The organism is Merdimmobilis hominis (genome assembly GCF_900104615.1).
GTDB classification, from domain to species: Bacteria; Bacillota; Clostridia; order Oscillospirales; family Ruminococcaceae; genus Merdimmobilis; species Merdimmobilis hominis.
In genome coordinates this window covers 43,806-67,613 of sequence record NZ_LT629939.1, presented here as the reverse complement: position 1 = coordinate 67,613, position 23,808 = coordinate 43,806, and the positions used below count along the sequence as shown (strand labels likewise).

Sequence of the window (23,808 nt, the reverse complement as noted above, 5' to 3'; positions counted from 1 at the left end):
GTCTAGCGGTCGTACCGTTCCTCCAGATATTCGATCAAATCGGCGACAGCTCCGTCCATGCAGGGGCCCACCACCAGGTCGCACAGGGCTTTGATCTCCTGGGGAGCTTCCGCCACCGTGACGGCAAATCCCGCCGCTTTCAGCAGTTCTGCATCGTTGTAGTAGTCGCCAATGGCGATGGTATGGTCGATTGGGATGTTTTTCAGCTTGCACAGCTTTCGGATGGCATCTCCCTTGGAGGCGCCTACCGGCAGCATCTCGATGTAAAAGGTGTCGGAGCTGACAAAATACACCCCTTCATACCCTCGGCCGGAAAGCTCCTGGAGAATGGTTTGACACTCCTCATCGGGCACAGCGAACAGAACCTTGAAATAATCGGAGGTGAAATCCTCCGGCTGAATCAGCTTAAAGTCGGTGTGGCTGCGTTTGAAAACCTCTTTGACCTGGGATCGCTCCCCAATGTAGCAGTAATCGGTGGCGTTGACCGCGGCGGCCCCGATGTGGGGGTAATCCCGCAGAATCTCCGCCAAATACCGGGGCGCCCCCTCCGGCAGATGACTGGTGAAGTAGTACTCCTCCAGCCCGTAATCGTACACAGCACAGCCGTTGCTGAGGATACAGGGGGAGTTGATGCCGATCTCCCCGGTGAAGCGGCGGGCATTGTCCACTGTACGGCCGGTGGCGATGGCAAAATGTCCGCCCTTTTCCACGAAGCGGGCTACTGCCTCCCGGTTGCGCTCCGGGATGCCCTTGCCGCTGACCCCCAATGTGCCGTCGATGTCGCTGAACAGATAGATGTCGGATAGTTTCTCGATCATGGTGCACTCCTAACGTCGTTTTAAGGTGGATAAAAACCGGGTGAAATACCCCGGCAGCGGGCTGTCAAAGGACAAAAGCTCCCCTGTTTTGGGGTGGAGAAAGGAGATGGTCTTGGCGTGGAGACACTGGCCTTCCAAAGAAGAGATCACCTTCCGGGGGCCGTAGACCGGGTCCCCTGCCACCGGATGGCCGATGTAGGCCATGTGGACACGAATTTGGTGAGTACGGCCGGTCTCAAGCTTGAGGCGGACGTGGGTAAACCCCTGGTACCGCTCCACCACCTCAAAATGGGTGACGGCATCCCGGCTGTTTTTGTCGGTGACTGCCATCTTTTTCCGGTCGGTGGGATGGCGGCCAATGGGCTGGTGGACAGTGCCGGAGTCCTCTTTCAAATTGCCGTATACCACGGCATGATAGAACCGGTCAAAGCTGTGTTCCTTGATCTGGGCAGCCAGGGAACTGTGGGCCTGGTCATCCTTGGCCACTACCAATAGTCCGCTGGTGTCCTTGTCGATGCGGTGGACAATCCCTGGACGGATCACTCCATTGATTCCAGAGAGCTGCCCCTTGCAATGGTATAGGAGGGCGTTGACCAAGGTGTGGTTCAGGTTGCCATAGGCCGGGTGGACCACCATCCCCTTGGGTTTGTTGACCACCAGGAGGCTTGGATCCTCATAGACGATGTCGAGGGGGATGTCCTCGGGGGTGACATCCAGTTCCACCGGGTCGGGAATGGTCAGGCAGAGCGCCTCCCCGCCCCTGAGTTTATAGTTCTTGGAGAGGGCCTTCCCGGCGGCTTCCACCAGCCCTTCCTCGCAGAACTTCTGGGCGGCAGAACGGCTCACCCCCTCCACCTGGGTGGAGATCCATTTATCCAGGCGCTCCCCCGCCCCTTCGGGAGGGACGGTCAGTTCCAGGACTTCCATCTATTTCCCCTCCCGCTGTTTGGGTTCCAACACCAGGATATAAAAAATCATCAAGGCAGTGCCGATGACCACGCAGCAGTCGGCAAAGTTAAACACCGGGAAGCTGAACAGCGGGCTCACGTCTAGGTAGTCCACGACAAAGCCCCGCTGCATCCGGTCGATGAGGTTCCCCGCCCCTCCGGCGATAATGAGGGCAAAGCTCCACACCATGGGCTTTTCGGTGACCTTTTTTGCCAAAAGCGTCCAGACTAGGAAGGCAAGTACCGCTACCGTGATGCCGATAAGCAGCCAGCGCCTTTGCTGGAGGATGCCGAAAGCCGCACCAAAGTTTTCCACATAGGTCAGGCGCAGGAGATGGGGGATCACCAAAACCGACCCGATCTGGGAGAGGCTTTGATAGGCCCAAATTTTAATCACCTGATCCACAACAATCAGGATTAAGGAGACAAAAAGTGCGATGTATGCCGTCATGGGTTCACTCCAATCCCGCCCTGGGGCGGTTTGTACTTTTGTGGGGGTGGCCATAAGCCAAAATTGCGGCACACCACTGCTGATGCGCCGCAACTGGAACGGATTTGTATTACTTGCCCAGGACCTTTGCGCAGCGGGCGCAGAGGGTGGGATGCTCGGCGCACTGGCCGACGGTGTCGCTGTAAATCCAGCAGCGCTCGCACTTCTGGCCATCTGCTTTTGCGACTGTGACCTTTAGGCCAGCCACGTCGCCGGCGAAATCGCCTTCGGCGCCCTCTTTGATCTCCACCTGGGAGACGATAAACACCATGGGCAGGGTCTCCTTGACACTACCAACAAAATCCAAGAGCTCCCCTTCGCAGGAGAGGATGACCTTGGCCTCCAGGCTCTTGCCGATGACCTTGGCGGTACGGGCCAGCTCCAAAGCTTTGTTGACGTCATCCCGCAGGGCATGGATGCGATTCCATTTGGCCATGAACGCTTCACTCTCACCGGCGTGGGCGGTGGGCATCTCATTGAAGACCGGCGCGGTTTTGTCCATGCCCTTCTCCAAGGGAAGATAAGACCAGATCTCCTCCGAAGTGAAGGGGATCACCGGCGCGAACAGCAAGGTCAAATCCCGCAGGATGCGGTAGATGGCGGTCTGTGCAGCCCGACGCTCCACCGAATCGGCGGCCTCGGAATAAAGGCGGTCTTTGAGCACATCCAGATAGAAGTTGGACATATCCACCGTGCAGAAGTTGTGTACCGCATGATAAACAATGTGGAACTCAAACCGATCATAAGCCGCCCGCACCTTCTCAGTCAGGGAGTTTAGACGGTCCAATGCCCAGCGGTCCAGCTCGGTGAGCTGATCGTCAGAAACCGAGTCGGTGTCCGGATTGAAGTCGTACAGGTTGCCCAGGATGTACCGGGCGGTGTTGCGGATCTTGCGGTAAACCTCCGCCAGCTGTTTGATGATGTCGGTGGAGACCCGCACGTCCGAATGGTAATCGGAAGAGGCGACCCACAGCCGCAGGATGTCCGCGCCGTACTCGTCGATAACCTCCGAAGGGGCGTTGACGTTGCCCAGGGATTTGGACTGCTTCCGGCCCTCGCCGTCCACCACCCAGCCGTGGGTGCAGACCGCTTTGTAGGGGGCGATACCCCTCCAGGCCACCGAGGTCAAAAGGGAGGATTGGAACCAACCGCGGTACTGATCCGCGCCCTCCAGGTAGAGGTCGGCAGGCCATTTTAGATCGGGGCGCTGATCCAGCACCGCCGCGTGGGTGACGCCGGAATCAAACCAGACATCCATGATGTCGGTCTCTTTGGTAAATTCGGTGCAACCGCACTTGGGGCACTTGGTGCCGGCAGGCAGGATCTCCGAAGCCTCGTGGAGATACCAGCCATCCGAACCCTCCTTGCGGAACAGGTCGGCCACTGCTTTGATGGTGGAGTCGTCGATGTGGTAAGCGCCGCATTGTTTGCAGTAAAAGATAGGAATGGGTACGCCCCAGTTCCGCTGGCGGGAGATGCACCAGTCGTTGCGGTCCTGGATCATTGAGATCATCCGGTCCTCGCCCCAGCCGGGAATCCACTCCACCTGCTTCACCGCGTCGATGGCCTCTTTCTTGAAGCCGTCGATGGAGCAGAACCACTGCTCGGTGGCGCGGAACAGGATGGGCTGTTTGCAGCGCCAGCAGTGGGGGTATTGGTGGGTGAATTTCATGGTGGCGAACAGGTGGCCGCTCTCCTCCAAGTGTTTGGCGATGACCTTATTGGCCTCGTCGGTGGTCAGACCAGCGGAGAATCCCGCCTCTTCGGTCATACGGCCATGGTCGTCCACCGGGACGATGACAGGGATCTCCGGATAGTGGTTGACGCAGACGTCAAAGTCCTCGGCGCCGTGGCCGGGGGCAGTGTGGACAAAGCCGGTGCCGGTCTCCAGGGTGACATGGTCGCCCACGATCAGCATGGATTCCCGGTCCAGGAAGGGATGATAGCAAGTGCCGTATTCCAAATCCTTGCCTTTGCAGCTGCCAAGGATCTCATAGGACTCAATATGGCCGGCCTTCATGGTGCTTTCCACCAGCTCAGTGGCCACCACATAGTACTCTTCCCCTGCTTTGACCAGGCTGTAGTCAAAGTCCGGGCCAGCGCAGATGGCCACGTTGGCGGGCAGAGTCCAGGTGGTGGTGGTCCAGATGATCACATAGGTTTTGGAGAGGTCGGCGCCCAAGCCCGTAAGCACACCTTTGTCGTCCTTGACGAGGAATTTCACATAGATGGAGTAGCAGGGGTCGTCGGCGTACTCAATCTCTGCCTCCGCCAGGGCGGTGACATCGTGGGGGCACCAGTACACCGGTTTGAGCCCCTTGTAGATGTAGCCCTTTTTGGCCATTTCCCCGAAAATCTCAATCTGGCGAGCCTCAAACTCCGGTTTTAAGGTCAGGTAGGGGTCGCTGAAGTCGCCCAGGCTTCCCAGGCGTTTAAACTGTTCCCGCTGGCTGTCCACATAACTCAGAGCAAATTCTTTGCAGTGGCGGCGCAGTTCCACCGGGCTGATGTCGGCGCCCAGGCCCACTTTTTTCAGGGCTTTCAGCTCGATGGGGAGGCCGTGGGTATCCCAGCCTGGGACATAGGGGGACCGGAAACCGGTCATATTTTTGGAGCGGACGATGATATCCTTTAGCACCTTGTTGAGAGCAGTGCCCATGTGGATGTCGCCGTTGGCGTATGGAGGGCCGTCGTGGAGCACATACAGGGGCTTGCCCGCATTCTTCTCCATCAATTTATGGTACTGATCGCTGGTCTGCCACTCCTCTACCATTTTAGGCTCTTTTTTGGGAAGAGCCGCACGCATAGAAAATTCCGTCTGCGGCAGATTCATCGTCTTGTTGTAATCCTGAGACATTTTGCTTTCCTCTCCCTTATTTTATCTCTTTTTTTTGGAAAAACCGGTGTCGCTGTCCCGCTGCAGGTCATAGCCTGCGCCGAATTTCAGCGGCCCGAATTTGGATTCTGTCTTCACCGTTGTCTGCGGCTTCATCACCGGGATCTCTTCCTTTTTCTCTTCGGCGGACTCCTTCTGGAAGGTCAGCACAGGGGCCTCTTCCTTGGAGGGCTGGAACAGCTCATCCAACGCCACAGCATTCTCATCGCTGGGCACGGTGACCGGGGCCTTCTCCGCCACAGCAGGAGCAGGCTCTGGAGCCGCCTCTTTCATCGAAAGTTCAGCATCCACATTGCCGGGCAGGGAACCGATCAATTCAATGTGTTTTTTGTAAGTGGCCAACAGCCGGGCTTTAAAGTTGCTGACCTCCGACTGCATCCGCACCAGGGTCATCTTCTCCCGCTCGATTTGGAGCTGGGCGTTGTCCACCATCCGCTCCGCTTTGGCGCTGGCATCCCGCAGGATGACCTCCGCTTTGGCTTTGGATTCCCGGATGACGCTGTCCCCCAACTTCTGAGCACCTAGAAGGGCGTTGCGCAGACTGTCTTCATCCGCCCGGTACTCCTCCAGCTTCTCAGCGAGAATTTCAATCTTCTCTTCCAAGTTCTTTTTATCTTCATACAGTGCGATCACCGTATCGGAGACTTGGGACAGAAACGCTTCCACATCGTCGATCCGGTAACCGCCCATCGCTTTGTCAAATTTTTTGTTTGCGATATCGTTGGGAGTGAGCATTTTCTAACCTCCTCAAATATACTTTTTGCATTCCAGGTGGATTCTTCCTTTTTTGGTGACCGTCCCAGCGGAACCAACCAAAAATTTGCCGTATCCCCGGATGGAGAGCTTATCCCCCTCCGCCACCTCCTTGGAGATGGAGTCCATGGGCTGGGCATTCTTGGAAACCAGGCCGGAACGGATCAACTGGCTGGCTTTTTCCCGGCTCAGATTGGTGAGCAGGGCCACCACACAGTCGAGGCGCAGGGAACTGACTGTGCCCCCGATGGACCGGTATTGATGAGCGCTGGGCAACTCGTCTGGCAGTCCCTGTTCACAGCTGACGCCGCAGGACCCCACCTTGAGGAGTTCGCCCAGCACAACGCCGGCGACGGGTTCGGTGACAAACAACACACTGAGCCCTTCGCCGACCAAAATATCCCCAATGGCTTCCCGTTTGATCATCAGCCCCATCAGCGCACCCAGAAAATCCCGGTGGGAGAGGGCATCCTGCCTGCGGTAGCGGACAGTGATGGGCACGATGGGAAACAAGCCGCCATCTGGTTCGCAATAATCAGGGAAAACCCCCAGCATCAACCGGTCCCCTTCCCCCGGATGCCCGGCGTACAGGAGATAGTTCCCCCGGGGCGCCACCTGTTTGGCGATGGCTTGCTGCCGCTCATCCAAAAAGGAGGAAAACTTGGGGATGCTGCGGGATTCTACAATGGAAAACAGGTCTTCCACCCGGTCGGCAAACAGCCGTTCTTCCGGGGTTAGGTAGTCTTTCGGCATGGCTTAGAAAAACACGCCGCTGCTCTCCAGCTCATCCAACAAATCGCCCACAAAATCCACATTGTAAGGGGTGATGATGTAGGTGCTGTTAGCGACCCGTTTGATCTGGCCTTCGTTGGCGTAGGCGACGCCGCTTAAAAAGTCGATGAGCCGCCGGGAGACCTCTTTGTTGGTGGACTCCAGGTTGAGCACGACGGTGCGCTTGGCGTTCAGATGGTCGGCGATGCCGCTGGCGTCTTCAAAACGCTCCGGCTTGACCAGCACCACCGAAAGCTGGGTTGTAGCCGCAATATTGACAACCTTGTTGCGCTTGGTGGTCTCTGCAGGGGCGGTGTACTCGGGGGCTTTGTTCGGAGTCACAAAATCCATCTCTTCATCATCCTCATAGTAGTCATCCTCAGGGATTCCCACAAAGTTTTTGAATTTATCCACAATACTCATTTTACTTTCTTCCCCTTACATCAATCTTTGTCCAACGTCCGCAGAATGCCGGCCAGGATTCCAGGCCGACAGCAGCGGCCCCATCTTTATACCCACACTCCCTTGGACAAAAAATCCATACAGATATTATCTAATTTTTTTGTCTTTATGTCAATAAACAGTTGTGCCATCTTGCAAAAATAACTGCGAATTTCCGTATTTTTATCGGATTTGGGTAGAATTTCCATCCTTCTATCCGCCCATCTACCGTTATCCCTGGCCAATTGCGGAGGGATATAGGCGGTATCCAGCACCGCGGCGCCGGGGATCTTTTTGTCCCTTTGCGGGAGGGGCGCCCCCAGAGGAATGGCCTCTCCCCGCGGCGCTGTTCTGACGCGGGGAGCGCCCTTATTTGATTCCTTTTCCGTCGTATAGTTCGGTCCCCTCCACGATGACTTCATCGAAAAGCTTCAGGCCGTTTTCGCTGTCGACGGACACCCCGCACAGGATGAATCCCTCTTCTTCATAGATGGGGGTGATGGTTTTAAACCGAATCTCGTGGCCCTGCTTCACATAGACGCCCTCTTTCCCGTCGAGGAAACGGCGGGCATCGCTGCTGATCCGAAGGCCGGTGTAGGATTGGAAGTGGATCTCCACTTCCACGGTACGAAGGCTGGTCAGCTCGGGGAGGACATAACTGCATTGGATTAGCAGGACGGCATCCTGTCCATCTTCCCCGCCTAGAATGGCCTTGACTACCCCAGGGATGCCGCTTAATTGGGTCAGGTGGAAATCCATATCCACCTTGGCCCCAATCCGGCACCTGCCCAAATCCTTCGCCTCAATGGGAACGGCCAGATACCAATTGTGGCTGCGGATCACCTTGCCGATCTTGCTGTCATCGGGGGTAAATTCCCGCTCCACCAGTTTCTGGTATTCCTCTACTGGGATGCTCTCCATATTTTCGGAGCTGAGCAGGCCCTCCGCCCCATCCAACGTGTGGACAAAGTAACCGGTCTGAGGGCTGTTGAACTGGGTGAACCCGGAGGAGATGGTGCTCTTTTGATAATCCCGCTCTTTCTCCAGGTAGGCGATCCGCTCGGAGAAGTTGTCCACCTTGCCGGTGACCACCTGCTTCTTGTTGAGAAGGACGGTCAATTCGTTGACGCTGCCATCCAAATCGGTCACCACCCCGGAATCGGAGGCGGTGAGCAGGTTTGTGACGCTGTTGTGGATGCTGCGGTTGATGGCCTCCGCCCCGGAGATGCTGCTCTCACTTAGGGTGCCGGCCTCTTGTAGGAGGGCGATCTCCTCCTCCAGCTCTCGGATTTTTTTCTGTTTTTTTACGTCGGCGCTGTTGGTGTAAATCTCCGCAATAGGCATCCCGGCCGAAACCTTGGTGCCGTCCTCATAGATATAGCTGACAATGCCGGCCGGTTTTTCGTCGATGACCTCTTCATCCCGGATCATGATGCCCCGCGCCGTCAGGGTATCGGCCACTGTGTAGCTGTAGGCGGTCTCTGTCTCGTACTGGGTAGAAAAGTAACGGTACCCTTGGTATCCCACATAGGTGAGGAGCAGCACCGCCAGGAAAAAGGCGGCCAAACGTTGTGCGAAACTGTTCATTGGTCTCCCCTTGTCATCGGCGGGCGGTTATTCCCCGTCCTGCCCATCGTAGGCATCCAAAATGCTGATGGCCTTGGCGGGCACAATGGTGGAAATCGCGTGTTTGTACACAAGGTTTTGTTTGCCGTCGGCATCCAATATCACGGTGAAGGAATCAAACCCGCGCACTGTCCCTTTAAACTGGAACCCGTTGGTCAAATAGATGGTAACTGGGGTTTTCTCCTTCCTGGCTTGGTTGAGGAATACATCCTGCAAATTCATGCTTTTCATCGCGCAACCTCCTTATGGAAAATCGGGCCCAGCCGCCGAAATTTGGGCAAAAAGGGCCTGTGCTTGTCAGAACTTTGGTGCGGCAACTGCCGGCAAACCGGCAATTTTATTTAGTATAGCATAATATTCCACTTTTTACCAGAGTGTTTTGCGCTTCTTCCAAAACTTCCCTCCAAGAGGGGAAGCGGTCGACGGCGATCCAGTGGATTCGTCCATCCCGCCGGAACCAGGTTAGCTGCCGCTTGGCATACCGTCGGGAACCCAGCTTGATCGCCTCCAGGCAATCCTCCAGAGGTGTTCCCCCAGAGAAGTAGCCCTCCAGCTCCTTGTAGCCGATGGCCTGGCGGGCAGTTCCGGCAAACCGGGAGCGGAACAAATCCTCCGCCTCCTGAAGAAGGCCAGCCTCCACCATCAAATCCACCCGCAGGTTGATTCGATCGTAGAGCTTCTGCCGGTTGTCATAGCAAAGGCCCAGGTAGCAAAGGGCGTAGTTGCCCGGCTTCTGCCGCGATTCCTCCTGGTGCAGGCTCATGGGCTTTCCGGTGAGGCGGTACACCTCGATGGCCCGCAGAATCCGCCCCAGGTTGTTGGGGTGGAGGGCCGCCGCCAGCTCCGGGTCAAAGGATGCCAGTTCCCGCAGCAGGGCTTCCCCACCCTCTTCCCGGGCTCGGGCTTCCAATTCCCGGCGCAGGTCCGGGTCGCTTTTGATCTCATGAAAGTCGATGTTGTCGACGACCGAGGAAAGGTACAGCCCCGTCCCCCCCGCCAGGATGGGCAGCTTGCCCCGGTTGTGCACCTCCCGGATTTTCGCCCGGGCCAGTTCCACATACTGGGCCACGCTGAACGCCTCATCTGGGTCCAAAAAGCCGATGAGGTGGTGGGGGATGCCCTCCATTTCTTCCAAGGTGGGCTGGGCAGTGCCGATGGCCATGCCCCGGTACACCTGCATGGAATCAGCGGAGATGACCTCGCCGTCAAAGGCTTTGGCCAACTCCACCGCCAGTTTGGTTTTGCCGGAAGCGGTGGGTCCGGCGATGGCCAACAGGGGAATTTTTTCTTGCATATCCATATCAAACAATCCTGCCAAACATTTTTTCCAATTCTTTTTGGGTGATCCGCACCGAGATGGGCCGCCCGTGGGGGCAGTACCGCAGGTCATCGTTCTCCCGGATCAGCCGCACCAACTGGGAGAGTTCCAGCGCTCCGTTTTTGTCGTGGGCCTTGATGGCCGATTTGCAGGAGACCGAGTGGTACAGATCCTCGATCAGATCGGGGGTGACCTCCCGGTTGTGGGCGGCGATTTTAGACGCGACCTCCGCCACCACTGCGGGGATGTCCAGCTGATTGAGGAGAAGGGGCGTCTCCCGGATGAGAAGGCAGCCGTCCCCGAAATCTTCGGCGGAGAAGCCCGCATCCTCAAAGAGGTCTAGCGATTCCACTGCAGCTGCGTATTCCTCCTTGGAGAGGTTGACCGGAATTGGGGAGAGCAACACCTGCCGCTCCATTTCCCGGCCTTGGGACTTGAGCTGGTTGAAGATGTACCGTTCATGAGCGGCGTGTTTGTCCACCAAAATAATGGCGTCAGGGGTCTGGAGCACCAGGTAGGTGCCGAAGACCTCCCCCACCAGCCGGATGTCCTCATAGGGGTCGGTATCCCCGGAATAGAGCAGCGGAGCCGGTTTATTTTCCCCAGCCGGGGGGATTCCTCCCCGACCTGAGAGCGGCGGCTTGTCCGCTTCTATTGATTTTTGTGGAGGAATCTCCATTTGTTTCTGGGCTGCCGCAGTCCCTTTTATCCGATAGGGAACGAGGACATCATCTGCCACCAACAGGGTTTCTCTTGAGGGGGTGTCCGGTTTTGAGGGGATCACCTTGGACTGAGATCCCGTATTCCAATCCCGTTTTTGCTGAGGTTCTAATTTGGGAGGGGGTGCCCACCCCCTCTGGGGTGGTGGGGCGCTAGACGCAGAATGTTCCAGATGGGAAAACCGCTGCTGTTCCCCTGTATGATCAAAGGCCCGCAGGCCGAAGGGGGTGATGGACGGTTTTTTGGCTGGCTGGGGATCGCCCAAAAACCGATCCTTGCTGTACTGGCTCACCGCATCTTTGCAGGCGGCGTAAACCACGTTGTACACCGCCCTCTCGTCGGAGAAGCGAACCTCTGTCTTGGCAGGGTGGACATTGACATCCACTGTGTCCGGCGGGATGACCAGGTTGAGGACACATCCCGGGAACTTGCCCACCATCGTGGAGTTTTTATAGGCTTCCTCTAAGGCAGCGGCACAGGTTTTGGAATGGACGTACCGGCCGTTGACAAAGAAGTGCTGCATGGAGCGGGTGCCCCGGGCGCACTCCGGCTTGGAGATGTACCCTTCTGCCCGGACAAGGCCCCTCCCCTCCCCCAGCGGGATCAAGGAAGAGGAAAATTCCTTCCCATACACCGCGTGGATGGCAGAGAGAAGGTCCCCGTTGCCCGGGGTGGTCAATTTCAGCTCCCCTTCCCGCAGGTAGCGGAAAGAGACCCCGGGGTTGGAGAGGGCCATCCGGTCCACTACGTTGGAGACCCCCATCCCTTCCGTGCTGTCTTTTTTGAGGAATTTCATCCGGGCGGGGGTGTTGTAAAAGACGTCCCGGACCACCAGCGTGGTCCCCACCGGGCAGCCGGCGTCCAATAAATCCTTCTCCACCCCGCCCTCGATGACATAGCGGGTGCCGCAGGTCTCCTCTGCGGTGCGGGTCAAAATCTCCACCCGGCACATGGCGGCCACCGAAGCCAGGGCCTCTCCCCGGAACCCAAAGGTTAGGATGCCATTTAAATCCTCGGCGGTGAGTACCTTGCTGGTGGCGTGGCGGAGGAAGGCGTTTTTCACATCCTCCCGGGCGATGCCGCAGCCGTTGTCGGTGATGCGGATGTAGCGGACGCCGCCGCCTTTGATCTCAATGGTGATCTGGTCCGCGCCGGCGTCAATGGCGTTTTCCACCAATTCTTTGACGATGGATGCCGGCCGCTCCACCACTTCACCGGCGGCGATCAATTCCGCCACTTCTTGCTGTAAAAGATGAATTTTTGCCAAGGCGTCGGCCTCCTTTCCCTATTGCACCAGGGCTTTTAACTGGTACAGCTTGTTGAGCGCCTCAATGGGCGACATGGTGTTTAAATCGGTCTGTTTCAAAAGCTCTTCCACTGGTGAGATCTTCGCCCCGGGGAGCATCACCTGCTGGTCTTCCAGAGGGGCTTCCCGCCGCTTCTTTCCCCGGACTTTCGGCGCGGGAGCGGCCTTGCCGGCTTCCAGCTCCTCCAGGATCTCATGGGCCCGCTTGATGATCCACTCTGGGATACCCGCCAGCTTGGAGACTTCAATGCCGTAGCTGTCGTCCGCCCCGCCCCGGATGATCTTGCGCAGGAAGGTGATGTCGTCCCCCCGCTTTTTCACCGCGATGTTGTAGTTTTTTACGCAGGGGATGAGGGACTCCAGGTCGGTGAGCTCGTGGTAATGGGTGGCAAACAACGTTTTGGCTCCCAGCTTTTTGGGGTCAGCGATGTATTCGATCACCGCCCGGGCGATGCTCATCCCGTCAAAGGTAGAAGTGCCGCGGCCGATTTCGTCCAGGATGAGCAGGCTGCGGCTGGTGGCCCCTTTGAGGATCTGGGCGACCTCGTTCATCTCCACCATAAAGGTGGATTGGCCGGAAGCCAGGTCATCCGACGCCCCCACCCGGGTGTAGATGCCGTCCACTACCCCGATCTCCGCCTGGGCCGCCGGGACAAAGCTGCCGATCTGGGCCAAGAGGACAATGAGGGCGGTTTGGCGCATATAGGTGGACTTGCCCGCCATGTTTGGGCCGGTGATGATGGCGATGCGGTTCTCCGCCAAATCCAGCTGGGTGTCGTTGGAGACAAAGGGCTGGTCGGTGAGGATGGATTCCACCACCGGGTGCCGGCCGTCGGTGATGGCGATGCGGCCGGAGAGATTGACCCGCGGCCGGGTATAGCTGTTCTGCTGGGCCACAAAGGCCAAGGAGGCAAAGACATCCAGCCGGGCCACTGCGTTGGCAGTGGTTTGGATCCGGTGGAGCTGGGAGGCCACGGTGGAGCGGACGTCCTCAAAAATTTTGGCCTCCAGGGACAGCATGGATTCGTTGGCCGAGAGGATCTGGTCCTCCAGGTCTTTGAGCTCCTGGGTGATATAGCGCTCGCAGTTGGCCAGGGTCTGCTTGCGGATATAGGTTTCCGGTACCAGGGACAAATAGGATTTTGTCACCTCTATGTAGTAGCCAAACACCTTGTTGTAGCTGATTTTCAGGTTTTTGATGCCGGTTTTCTCCCGCTCCTGGGTCTCGATGGCGGCTAGGTACTCTTTGCTGTGGGTCACAAGGCCCCGCAGGTGGTCCAGGTCCTCCTGGTAGCCGTCTTTGATCACCCAGCCGTCTTTTAAGGTGATGGGCGGCTCGTCGAAGATGGCCCGGGAGATCAGGTCACAGATATCCTCTAAGGGGTCGATATCCCGGTATATCTCCTGAAGGTACCGGGAATTTACCCCGCAAAGACACTCTTTGAGGGCTGGAAGCCTGCGGGTCGTCATCTCCAGGGATTTCAGCTCCCGGGGCGTGGCGTTTCCAAAGACAATTTTGGTCATCAGCCGTTCCAGGTCGTAGATGCCGGAGAGCTGGTCGATGACATCGTCCCGCAGGATGGGGTTTTCAAACAGTTCCTCCACCGCGTTGAGCCGTTTGTCGATGTGGGCGGGGTTGACCAGCGGCTGTTCCAAGTACTGGCGCAGCAGACGCTTGCCCATGGCGGTTTTGGTTTTATCAATCACCCAAAGAAGAGAACCCCTCTTTTCTTTGGAGCGCATTGTCTCGGTTAATTCCAGGTTGCGGCGGGCGGTAATGTCCAGCCGCATATACTGGGTTTCGCTGTACAAATCGATAGTGGAAAGCCGTTCCACCCCGGTTTTTTGGGTGTCGTAGAGATAGGAGAGCAGCCCCCCGGCGGCGCAGACCGCGAGCGGTTTCTCTTCCAAGGAGAGGTTTTGCAGCGTCTCTTCCCCAAAGTGGGAGAGGACGCGGGCCTTGGCTTCCTCCACGGCATAGGCGCTGTCGTCCAGGCATTCGGCACAGCAGCTGAGCCGCTCTTTGATAAAGGAAGCAATGTGGTTTTTACTTAAAAAAGCGGTGTTGAAGACGATCTCGCTGGGGGCGAACCGGGAGATCTCGTTTTTAATGGTTTCATCCTGGGGATCTTCAAACTGGGTGAGGTGGATTTCCCCGGTGGAGATGTCCGCCACGGCCACGCCGTAGCACTCCCCTTCCAGGTAGATGGAGGCGATGAAGTTGTTGACCCCTTCCTCCAACATGTTGGTCTCAATGAGGGTGCCCGGGGTGATGACCCGGATGACATCCCGCTTGACCAGGCCCTTGGCCGATTTGGGGTCCTCCATCTGTTCACAGATGGCGACCTTGTACCCTTTTTTGATCAGCCGGGCGATGTAGGCGTCGCAGCTGTGGTAGGGCACCCCGCACATGGGGGCGCGCTCCGGGAGTCCGCAATCCCGTCCGGTCAGCGTCAGCTCCAATTCCTTGGAAACCAGCAGGGCATCGTCAAAGAACATCTCATAAAAATCCCCCAGGCGGAAGAAGAGGATGTGGTCTTTGTGCTGCTCTTTGACCTGCTTATACTGCTGCATCATGGGCGATAATTCTGTCACTTGCGTTTCCTCCCCAATTAGGGCCACAGTGCGCCCCCACCCCGTGAGGTGAAGGCACACTGTGACAAAAATTTTTGTTCGGATGTGTAGTCAAAAGATTAGTGGCAACCCTGGCAGGATGCGCAGTTGCCGCCGCAGCCCATCTCCATCGGCTCGATGGTGTCGGGATCTTCGCCGTTGACGCTGCCGATGATGATCTGGTTGACAAAAGTCAGGGCCTCATCCATCTCCTGTTTGGCGGCGTTGTACTCCACCATCAAAGGGGTGGACATGATATCCTGGTACAGCTGTTTGAACTCGGAATCCAGCTGCATCATCCGATCGCCGTTTTTCTCGGTCTTCTGCACTTCCTGGTTGATCTCAATCCGCTTCATGTTGAAGGCGTTGATCATCTCCTGAAGCTTTTCATCGGCGTCGTTGACCTCGGTGGCTTTTTTCAGCCGCAGATATCTCTCATCCTGCTGCAGGGTTTTGCCGAGGAGTCTTGCGCATTCGATAATGTCCATGTTTGTTTCCTCCATAAAGGTTCATTATTTTATATTAATTCCCCAAGGACCAGCCAGTTGCGCGCCTTGGTCACTCGGACCTGGACAAACTGGCCGATGATTTCCTTTGGGGCCTTAAAATCGACGATGACGTTGGATTCAGTCCGGCCGGTCAGATACCCTTCCCCGGTCTTGCCGACTCCATCCACCAGCACCCGGTAGACGCCTCCCACCATGGCCTCATGCTCCTCCAGCCCGATTTTTTCCTGGAGGTCAAGGAGCTCCTGGAACCAGCGCCCCTTCTCCTCCCCTGAAACGGGGTCTGGCATCTGGGCGGCGCGGGTTCCACTGCGGCGGCTGTATATAAAGGTATAGAGGGCGCTGAAGCGCATTTTGCGGACCAGTTCCAGGGTGTCCTGGAACTCTTCATAGCTTTCCCCAGGGAAGCCCACAATAATATCGCTGGTGAAGGTGACATCCGGCATTTTCTGATGGGCATAAGCGGCCAGCTCCAGATATTCCTCCACGGTGTAGTGGCGGTTCATCTCTCTCAGCACTCGGTTGTTGCCGCACTGCACCGGCAGGTGGATGTGGTTGCAGACCTTTTTACAGGCGGCGATTGCGTCGATCAGCTCGTGGGTGCAGTCCTTGGGATGGCTGGTCATAAACCGGATGCGGAAATCGCCGGGGATGGCGTTGACCTGATGCAAAAGCCCGGCGAAATTGATCTGCTCCTCCAGGCCCTTGCCGTAGGAATTGACATTCTGTCCCAAAAGGGTGATCTCCTTGTACCCAGCTGCCACCAGTTCAGTGGCTTCCCTGATAATCTCCTTGCTGGGGCGGCTTTTCTCCCGGCCCCGCACATAGGGGACGATGCAGTAGGAGCAAAAGTTATCGCACCCATTCATAATGGGAAGCCAGGCTTTCAGGTCATTGTCCCGCAGAACAGGCAGCCCCTCGGCCATAGGGGCGCTTTCCTCACTGAGGTTAAACACCCGCTTGCCCTCGCTAAGGCAGGTGTACAGCAGCTCGGGGAACATATGGGCTACATGGGTGCCAAAGACCAAATCCACATAGGGGTAACTTTTTTTCACCTTCTCCGCCATATGGGGCTGCTGCATCATGCACCCACACAGGGCGATGATCAGTTCCGGATTGGCGGCTTTGTAGGCTTTGAGGGCGCCCACGTTGCCCAGGACCCGGTCCTCAGCGTTTTCCCGCACCGCACAGGTGTTGAAAAGGACAAGGCGGGCCTCTTCTGGGCGGTCGGTGAAGCCATAGCCCATCCGGGCAAGCATCCCCTTTAGTTTTTCGGTGTCGCTGGAGTTCTGCTGGCAGCCAAAGGAGTGGACCAGGGCCAGCGGCGGGGTATCACAGCGCTGGGATAAAAAGGAACAAACCCGGTCCATATACCGCTCCTGCCGGGCGGGGTCCGCGTCAAAAAAGTCATATTGGGTCAATGTGTTTGCAGCCATGGGGAATCCTCTCAAATCTTGCAGTATTAACTCATATATTATACTATCCGCAAAGAGGATAGTCAAATAAAAACCCCATCGTCCAATCCCATTCCCCGCCCTAAAATCCGACTGTCTTTGTGGAAAAGAAAAAATATCTTTTTTTCGGCCTTCTATTTTAGATTTTTTGGAAAAGCCGGCTTTTTCTTTGAAAAATCCAGTTGGGATAGTAATAATGCCTAAAAATATTTGGAATTTCTTGATTCAGATTGTTAATCACCAAACAAGAGGGCTTGAAAAACAAAGATATTTCTGTTTTGACTAGTATTTTTCAAAAATGTTTTTGAATTCTGGTAATTATATTTACTTTTTTCCAGATTGGGGGTATGATGAAAGTAAATCAAGATGGAAGGCGGACAGATAGATGGACCGGATTGACATTCGCATCCTAAACTGCCTGAAGAAAAATTCCCGGGAAAACGCCTCGGTCATTGGCGAAAAGGTCAATATGTCAGTTTCGGCGGTGATTGAACGGATCCGGAAGCTGGAAAATGCCGGCATCATCCGGCAGTACACAGTGGTGCTGGACCCCAAGCAAATTGGGAAGGATCTTTCCGCCCTGATCTCGGTGGGGATCGAGCATCCCCAGTACAACGACGGGTTTACCGAGTTTGTCAAAAGCTATCCTGAAATTGTGGAGTGCCACTACGTCACCGGCGATTTTGACTTTATTGTAAAGGTCCTCACCGATTCCACAGGCTCCTTGGAGAGGATTTTGAATGAGATCAAAAGCGTGCCCGGCGTGTCAGTCACCAAAACGTTGGTGATCCTCTCCACTGTTAAAAATGACTTTTCCGCCGGTTTGGAAGAAAACTGAAGCTGCACCTATGAGGACGGTTGTATGGGGTGATCTTTTCTCCCAGCTGCCCCTCTCATAAATAAAGGTTTATAAGGAGGAACTGTTATGATCATCGGTATTCCAAAGGAAATTATGCATGGTGAAGGCCGCGTTTCCGCAACCCCTGAGACGGTGAAAAAACTGGTGGCCGACGGGGCGACCGTCCTGTTTGAAAAAGGCGCCGGCGTAGAATCCTACTTCCCCGATGCACTGTATGCAGAAGCGGGCGCCACCCTGGTGGATGACGTTGCGGAAGTCTTTGCGAAATCCGACGTCATTTTGAAGGTAAAAGAGCCTCTGTTTAACGAAGCAAAGGGCCTCCACGAAGTGGATATGATGCATGAAGGCCAGTACCTGATCACCTTCATCCACCCCGCTTCCCCCGTCAACCATGAAATGGTCAAGAAAATGGCCGCCAAAAAGGTCATCGCCCTGACTTTGGACGGTGTCCCCCGTATTTCCAGAGCACAGAGCATGGACGCGCTGACCTCCATGAGCACCTGCGCTGGATATAAAGGCATGATCATGGCCACCGATGCCCTGCCCAAATTCGTTCCCCAGATCTTCTGCGCTGTCGGCATGATTAAGCCCGCCAACGTGCTGGTCCTCGGCACCGGTGTCGCCGGCCTCCAGGCCGTGGCAACCGCCAAGCGTTTGGGCGCCGTCGTCCACGCCGCTGATATCCGCCCCGACGCCTGCGAGCAGGCCAAGAGCTTGGGAGCCAAAGTTATCGACCTGGGCGTTCCTCCAGAAATCGCCATCGGCCAAGGCGGTTACGCCAACAAGCTTCCCGATGAGTGGCTGGAAAAAGAGCGCGCCATCCTGGCCGAGGCCATTAAGGATATGGACATTGTCTTCCTTTCCGCTCTGATCCCCGGCAAAATCGCTCCCATCCTGATCACAGAGGAGATGGTCAAGACCATGAAGCCTGGCTCGGTCATCGTAGACATTGCCATCGACCAAGNCTGAAGCTTTTCATCGGCGTCGTTGACCTCGGTGGCTTTTTTCAGCCGCAGATATCTCTCATCCTGCTGCAGGGTTTTGCCGAGGAGTCTTGCGCATTCGATAATGTCCATGTTTGTTTCCTCCATAAAGGTTCATTATTTTATATTAATTCCCCAAGGACCAGCCAGTTGCGCGCCTTGGTCACTCGGACCTGGACAAACTGGCCGATGATTTCCTTTGGGGCCTTAAAATCGACGATGACGTTGGATTCAGTCCGGCCGGTCAGATACCCTTCCCCGGTCTTGCCGACTCCATCCACCAGCACCCGGTAGACGCCTCCCACCATGGCCTCATGCTCCTCCAGCCCGATTTTTTCCTGGAGGTCAAGGAGCTCCTGGAACCAGCGCCCCTTCTCCTCCCCTGAAACGGGGTCTGGCATCTGGGCGGCGCGGGTTCCACTGCGGCGGCTGTATATAAAGGTATAGAGGGCGCTGAAGCGCATTTTGCGGACCAGTTCCAGGGTGTCCTGGAACTCTTCATAGCTTTCCCCAGGGAAGCCCACAATAATATCGCTGGTGAAGGTGACATCCGGCATTTTCTGATGGGCATAAGCGGCCAGCTCCAGATATTCCTCCACGGTGTAGTGGCGGTTCATCTCTCTCAGCACTCGGTTGTTGCCGCACTGCACCGGCAGGTGGATGTGGTTGCAGACCTTTTTACAGGCGGCGATTGCGTCGATCAGCTCGTGGGTGCAGTCCTTGGGATGGCTGGTCATAAACCGGATGCGGAAATCGCCGGGGATGGCGTTGACCTGATGCAAAAGCCCGGCGAAATTGATCTGCTCCTCCAGGCCCTTGCCGTAGGAATTGACATTCTGTCCCAAAAGGGTGATCTCCTTGTACCCAGCTGCCACCAGTTCAGTGGCTTCCCTGATAATCTCCTTGCTGGGGCGGCTTTTCTCCCGGCCCCGCACATAGGGGACGATGCAGTAGGAGCAAAAGTTATCGCACCCATTCATAATGGGAAGCCAGGCTTTCAGGTCATTGTCCCGCAGAACAGGCAGCCCCTCGGCCATAGGGGCGCTTTCCTCACTGAGGTTAAACACCCGCTTGCCCTCGCTAAGGCAGGTGTACAGCAGCTCGGGGAACATATGGGCTACATGGGTGCCAAAGACCAAATCCACATAGGGGTAACTTTTTTTCACCTTCTCCGCCATATGGGGCTGCTGCATCATGCACCCACACAGGGCGATGATCAGTTCCGGATTGGCGGCTTTGTAGGCTTTGAGGGCGCCCACGTTGCCCAGGACCCGGTCCTCAGCGTTTTCCCGCACCGCACAGGTGTTGAAAAGGACAAGGCGGGCCTCTTCTGGGCGGTCGGTGAAGCCATAGCCCATCCGGGCAAGCATCCCCTTTAGTTTTTCGGTGTCGCTGGAGTTCTGCTGGCAGCCAAAGGAGTGGACCAGGGCCAGCGGCGGGGTATCACAGCGCTGGGATAAAAAGGAACAAACCCGGTCCATATACCGCTCCTGCCGGGCGGGGTCCGCGTCAAAAAAGTCATATTGGGTCAATGTGTTTGCAGCCATGGGGAATCCTCTCAAATCTTGCAGTATTAACTCATATATTATACTATCCGCAAAGAGGATAGTCAAATAAAAACCCCATCGTCCAATCCCATTCCCCGCCCTAAAATCCGACTGTCTTTGTGGAAAAGAAAAAATATCTTTTTTTCGGCCTTCTATTTTAGATTTTTTGGAAAAGCCGGCTTTTTCTTTGAAAAATCCAGTTGGGATAGTAATAATGCCTAAAAATATTTGGAATTTCTTGATTCAGATTGTTAATCACCAAACAAGAGGGCTTGAAAAACAAAGATATTTCTGTTTTGACTAGTATTTTTCAAAAATGTTTTTGAATTCTGGTAATTATATTTACTTTTTTCCAGATTGGGGGTATGATGAAAGTAAATCAAGATGGAAGGCGGACAGATAGATGGACCGGATTGACATTCGCATCCTAAACTGCCTGAAGAAAAATTCCCGGGAAAACGCCTCGGTCATTGGCGAAAAGGTCAATATGTCAGTTTCGGCGGTGATTGAACGGATCCGGAAGCTGGAAAATGCCGGCATCATCCGGCAGTACACAGTGGTGCTGGACCCCAAGCAAATTGGGAAGGATCTTTCCGCCCTGATCTCGGTGGGGATCGAGCATCCCCAGTACAACGACGGGTTTACCGAGTTTGTCAAAAGCTATCCTGAAATTGTGGAGTGCCACTACGTCACCGGCGATTTTGACTTTATTGTAAAGGTCCTCACCGATTCCACAGGCTCCTTGGAGAGGATTTTGAATGAGATCAAAAGCGTGCCCGGCGTGTCAGTCACCAAAACGTTGGTGATCCTCTCCACTGTTAAAAATGACTTTTCCGCCGGTTTGGAAGAAAACTGAAGCTGCACCTATGAGGACGGTTGTATGGGGTGATCTTTTCTCCCAGCTGCCCCTCTCATAAATAAAGGTTTATAAGGAGGAACTGTTATGATCATCGGTATTCCAAAGGAAATTATGCATGGTGAAGGCCGCGTTTCCGCAACCCCTGAGACGGTGAAAAAACTGGTGGCCGACGGGGCGACCGTCCTGTTTGAAAAAGGCGCCGGCGTAGAATCCTACTTCCCCGATGCACTGTATGCAGAAGCGGGCGCCACCCTGGTGGATGACGTTGCGGAAGTCTTTGCGAAATCCGACGTCATTTTGAAGGTAAAAGAGCCTCTGTTTAACGAAGCAAAGGGCCTCCACGAAGTGGATATGATGCATGAAGGCCAGTACCTGATCACCTTCATCCACCCCGCTTCCCCCGTCAACCATGAAATGGTCAAGAAAATGGCCGCCAAAAAGGTCATCGCCCTGACTTTGGACGGTGTCCCCCGTATTTCCAGAGCACAGAGCATGGACGCGCTGACCTCCATGAGCACCTGCGCTGGATATAAAGGCATGATCATGGCCACCGATGCCCTGCCCAAATTCGTTCCCCAGATCTTCTGCGCTGTCGGCATGATTAAGCCCGCCAACGTGCTGGTCCTCGGCACCGGTGTCGCCGGCCTCCAGGCCGTGGCAACCGCCAAGCGTTTGGGCGCCGTCGTCCACGCCGCTGATATCCGCCCCGACGCCTGCGAGCAGGCCAAGAGCTTGGGAGCCAAAGTTATCGACCTGGGCGTTCCTCCAGAAATCGCCATCGGCCAAGGCGGTTACGCCAACAAGCTTCCCGATGAGTGGCTGGAAAAAGAGCGCGCCATCCTGGCCGAGGCCATTAAGGATATGGACATTGTCTTCCTTTCCGCTCTGATCCCCGGCAAAATCGCTCCCATCCTGATCACAGAGGAGATGGTCAAGACCATGAAGCCTGGCTCGGTCATCGTAGACATTGCCATCGACCAAGGCGGCGACTGCGAGATCACCCCTCCCGGCTCCATCGAAGTGAAACACGGCGTCACCCTCCAGGGCATTAAGAATATCCCCGGTATGCTGCCCACCAGCTCCACCTGGATGTTCGCCAACAATATCTATAACCTGGTGAAATACCTGACCAAAGACGGCAAAATCGTGCTGGATACCAGCGATGAAATCGTCTCCTCCATCCTGGTTTGCCGGGATGGCGAGATCGTTCACGCCGGCGCCAAAGAGGCCATGGGCCTGTAAATCTACATACCATTCAATCGTCTTTGATAGGAGGGGCGGTAATCCGCGGGAAGCAGATTACCGCCCTTTTTCCTAGAAGCTCGATAGAATTAGGAGGTACTTTCATGAATCCCATTTTACTCGTTGTGATTTTTATCGTCGCCACTTTGGTAGGCTATAAAATCATCAGCAATGTGCCCAGCCTGCTCCACACCCCGTTGATGAGCGGCATGAATGCCCTCTCCGGAATCACCGTCCTGGGGGCGCTGACCGCTGCGGCCGCAGCGGCCTCCACCGGGAGCCGCATTTTGGGCGCTTTGGCAATCATCCTCGCTATGGTAAACGTGGCCGGCGGCTTCGGAGTCACCCACCGGATGCTGAAAATGTTCCGCACAAAGGAGGAGACGAGATGACATCCACCGTATACTACATGATCTGCGCGGTGCTGACCCTAGGCGTCCTTGTAGGAATTGCCATGATGAGCAAAGTCCCCACTGCGGTCAAGGGCAACCTGCTCAGCGCAGGCTGTACCCTGGCAGCCGTCCTGGTCACTTTGTATCGGTATGATATCCTATCCGATTGGCTTCTTTGGGGCAGTATGGCGGTCGGCCTGGTCATCGGCCTTGTTTGGACCGTCAAAATTAAGATGATCGAAATGCCCCAGTTGGTCGCCTTCTTCAACGGTCTAGGCGGTGCAGCTTCTATGCTGGTGGCCCTGCTTTCTCTTCTAGAGGCTCCCCAGCTGGATCTATTCTCCCGAGTCACTGCGTCTTTGGCTATGGTGATCGGCTCCATTACCTTCACCGGGAGCATGATCGCCGCGGGCAAGCTTCACAAGATCCTCTCTCAGAAATCCATTGTATGGCCCGCCCACCAGGCGATCACGACCATCTCTTTGGTTGCTTCCGCTGTCTGTGTCGGAGCTGCGGCAGTAGAGGGCCTCTCCCCTCTCCTGTTGATTGTGGTGCCCCTCGCCATCAGCGGCTTCTTTGGCATCGCATTTGCCATCCGCATCGGCGGTGCTGACATGCCCATCACCATCTCCCTGCTCAACTCCTTGAGCGGCGTAGCTGGTTCCATCGCCGGTATGGCCATCGGCGACCCGCTCCTGGTCGCTATCGGCGGCGTGGTGGGAGCATCCGGCCTGCTGCTGACCCAGATTATGTGCCGGGCGATGAACCGCTCGCTGGGGGACATCCTCTTGGGCAAGACTTCTGCCCCCGCCAAACCCAAGGCCGCTGTTCCCGCTCCACAAGAGAAGGAGCCGGAACCAGTTGTTGCGGAAGAACTCTCCCCCGCCGAGATCCTGCGGGAGGCCAAGAAGGTCATCATCGTCCCCGGATACGGCATGGCCCTGGCCCAGGCACAGCACCTGGTCAAACAGCTCTCCGATAAGCTGGAAGCCAACGGGACCCAAGTCCTCTACGCCATCCACCCCGTCGCTGGACGGATGCCCGGCCATATGAATGTCCTCCTCTGCGAGGCGGACGTCCCTTATGAGAAGCTCCACGAGATGGAGGAGGTCAACCCCGAGTTTGACTCCTGTGACGCCGCCATCATCATCGGGGCCAACGACGTGGTCAACCCCGCCGCCCGGGACGCAGAGGGTACCCCCATCTACGGCATGCCGGTGCTCAATGTAGACCACGCCAAGCACATCATCATCTGCAACTACGATCT

The 23,808-nt window shown here is 56.0% G+C and carries 21 protein-coding genes; 6 read left to right on the top strand and 15 right to left on the bottom strand.

Annotation, left to right across the window (positions count from 1 at the left end; genetic code table 11):
• Nucleotides 1–2: 2 nt before the first annotated feature.
• From BQ5353_RS00330 to miaB (BQ5353_RS00265), 14 genes are all read right to left on the bottom strand, one after another.
• On the bottom strand, nucleotides 3–818 hold the full coding sequence (locus BQ5353_RS00330; RefSeq protein ID WP_054332500.1) for a Cof-type HAD-IIB family hydrolase: 816 nt from the start codon (nucleotides 816–818) through the stop codon (nucleotides 3–5).
• 9 nt (nucleotides 819–827) lie between these two features.
• Nucleotides 828–1,745 (bottom strand): RluA family pseudouridine synthase, encoded by a 918-nt coding sequence (locus BQ5353_RS00325; protein ID WP_071427071.1) that lies wholly within the window; start codon nucleotides 1,743–1,745, stop codon nucleotides 828–830.
• Entirely contained in the window at nucleotides 1,746–2,216 is a 471-nt protein-coding gene (gene lspA, locus BQ5353_RS00320; RefSeq protein WP_054332501.1) for a signal peptidase II, read from the bottom strand.
• 109 nt (nucleotides 2,217–2,325) lie between these two features.
• Entirely contained in the window at nucleotides 2,326–5,112 is a 2,787-nt protein-coding gene (gene ileS, locus BQ5353_RS00315) for an isoleucine--tRNA ligase (protein WP_054332502.1), read from the bottom strand.
• 21 nt (nucleotides 5,113–5,133) lie between these two features.
• The gene (locus BQ5353_RS00310) at nucleotides 5,134–5,886 is read right to left on the bottom strand and encodes a DivIVA domain-containing protein (RefSeq protein WP_071427070.1); all 753 of its coding nucleotides are present in this window, start codon (nucleotides 5,884–5,886) and stop codon (nucleotides 5,134–5,136) included.
• A 12-nt stretch (nucleotides 5,887–5,898) separates the two neighbouring features.
• A complete protein-coding gene (locus BQ5353_RS00305; RefSeq protein WP_071427069.1) occupies nucleotides 5,899–6,657 on the bottom strand; it encodes a YlmH family RNA-binding protein in 759 nt (252 codons plus the stop codon).
• A 3-nt stretch (nucleotides 6,658–6,660) separates the two neighbouring features.
• Nucleotides 6,661–7,098 (bottom strand): cell division protein SepF, encoded by a 438-nt coding sequence (locus BQ5353_RS00300; RefSeq protein WP_054332506.1) that lies wholly within the window; start codon nucleotides 7,096–7,098, stop codon nucleotides 6,661–6,663.
• Between the two features lie 387 nt (nucleotides 7,099–7,485).
• The gene (locus BQ5353_RS00295; RefSeq protein WP_071427068.1) at nucleotides 7,486–8,703 is read right to left on the bottom strand and encodes a biotin/lipoyl attachment domain-containing protein; all 1,218 of its coding nucleotides are present in this window, start codon (nucleotides 8,701–8,703) and stop codon (nucleotides 7,486–7,488) included.
• Nucleotides 8,704–8,730: 27 nt separating this feature from the next.
• Complete coding sequence (gene hfq, locus BQ5353_RS00290) at nucleotides 8,731–8,973, bottom strand: RNA chaperone Hfq (protein WP_054332509.1); 243 nt, start codon at nucleotides 8,971–8,973, stop codon at nucleotides 8,731–8,733.
• 106 nt (nucleotides 8,974–9,079) lie between these two features.
• Entirely contained in the window at nucleotides 9,080–10,042 is a 963-nt protein-coding gene (gene miaA / locus BQ5353_RS00285) for a tRNA (adenosine(37)-N6)-dimethylallyltransferase MiaA (protein ID WP_054332510.1), read from the bottom strand.
• Nucleotide 10,043: 1 nt separating this feature from the next.
• Nucleotides 10,044–12,047: a DNA mismatch repair endonuclease MutL gene (gene mutL, locus BQ5353_RS00280; protein ID WP_071427067.1), complete on the bottom strand. Its 2,004-nt coding sequence runs from the start codon at nucleotides 12,045–12,047 to the stop codon at nucleotides 10,044–10,046.
• Nucleotides 12,048–12,065: 18 nt separating this feature from the next.
• A complete protein-coding gene (gene mutS / locus BQ5353_RS00275; protein WP_071427066.1) occupies nucleotides 12,066–14,681 on the bottom strand; it encodes a DNA mismatch repair protein MutS in 2,616 nt (871 codons plus the stop codon).
• 98 nt (nucleotides 14,682–14,779) lie between these two features.
• A complete protein-coding gene (locus tag BQ5353_RS00270; protein WP_054332512.1) occupies nucleotides 14,780–15,187 on the bottom strand; it encodes a YlbF/YmcA family competence regulator in 408 nt (135 codons plus the stop codon).
• Nucleotides 15,188–15,216: 29 nt separating this feature from the next.
• Nucleotides 15,217–16,641 (bottom strand): tRNA (N6-isopentenyl adenosine(37)-C2)-methylthiotransferase MiaB, encoded by a 1,425-nt coding sequence (gene miaB / locus BQ5353_RS00265; protein WP_083386289.1) that lies wholly within the window; start codon nucleotides 16,639–16,641, stop codon nucleotides 15,217–15,219.
• 403 nt (nucleotides 16,642–17,044) lie between these two features.
• Here miaB (BQ5353_RS00265) and BQ5353_RS00260 point away from each other — a divergent pair, with 403 nt between their 5' ends.
• Both BQ5353_RS00260 and BQ5353_RS00255 read left to right on the top strand, forming a co-directional pair.
• Entirely contained in the window at nucleotides 17,045–17,497 is a 453-nt protein-coding gene (locus BQ5353_RS00260; protein ID WP_054332407.1) for an Lrp/AsnC family transcriptional regulator, read from the top strand.
• An 87-nt stretch (nucleotides 17,498–17,584) separates the two neighbouring features.
• The gene (locus BQ5353_RS00255; RefSeq protein ID WP_083386291.1) at nucleotides 17,585–18,487 is read left to right on the top strand and encodes an NAD(P) transhydrogenase subunit alpha; all 903 of its coding nucleotides are present in this window, start codon (nucleotides 17,585–17,587) and stop codon (nucleotides 18,485–18,487) included.
• Between the two features lie 136 nt (nucleotides 18,488–18,623).
• Here the strand turns inward: BQ5353_RS00255 and miaB (BQ5353_RS00250) are convergent, their stop codons facing one another.
• Nucleotides 18,624–20,048, bottom strand: coding sequence for a tRNA (N6-isopentenyl adenosine(37)-C2)-methylthiotransferase MiaB (gene miaB / locus BQ5353_RS00250; protein WP_083386289.1), 1,425 nt, complete (start codon nucleotides 20,046–20,048; stop codon nucleotides 18,624–18,626).
• 403 nt (nucleotides 20,049–20,451) lie between these two features.
• On the opposite strand from miaB (BQ5353_RS00250), the gene BQ5353_RS00245 reads away from it, so the two are divergent.
• The 4 genes from BQ5353_RS00245 to BQ5353_RS00230 all read left to right on the top strand — a co-directional run.
• Entirely contained in the window at nucleotides 20,452–20,904 is a 453-nt protein-coding gene (locus BQ5353_RS00245; protein WP_054332407.1) for an Lrp/AsnC family transcriptional regulator, read from the top strand.
• Nucleotides 20,905–20,991: 87 nt separating this feature from the next.
• Nucleotides 20,992–22,149: an NAD(P) transhydrogenase subunit alpha gene (locus tag BQ5353_RS00240; RefSeq protein WP_054332408.1), complete on the top strand. Its 1,158-nt coding sequence runs from the start codon at nucleotides 20,992–20,994 to the stop codon at nucleotides 22,147–22,149.
• A 104-nt stretch (nucleotides 22,150–22,253) separates the two neighbouring features.
• Nucleotides 22,254–22,541 carry an NAD(P) transhydrogenase subunit alpha part 2 gene (locus BQ5353_RS00235; RefSeq protein WP_054332409.1) on the top strand — a complete coding sequence of 96 codons (288 nt, stop codon included), beginning with the start codon at nucleotides 22,254–22,256 and terminating at the stop codon, nucleotides 22,539–22,541.
• A partial coding sequence (locus BQ5353_RS00230) for an NAD(P)(+) transhydrogenase (Re/Si-specific) subunit beta (RefSeq protein ID WP_143117246.1) occupies nucleotides 22,538–23,808 on the top strand: 1,271 nt, incomplete at its 3' end. The genes BQ5353_RS00235 and BQ5353_RS00230, both read left to right, overlap by 4 nt.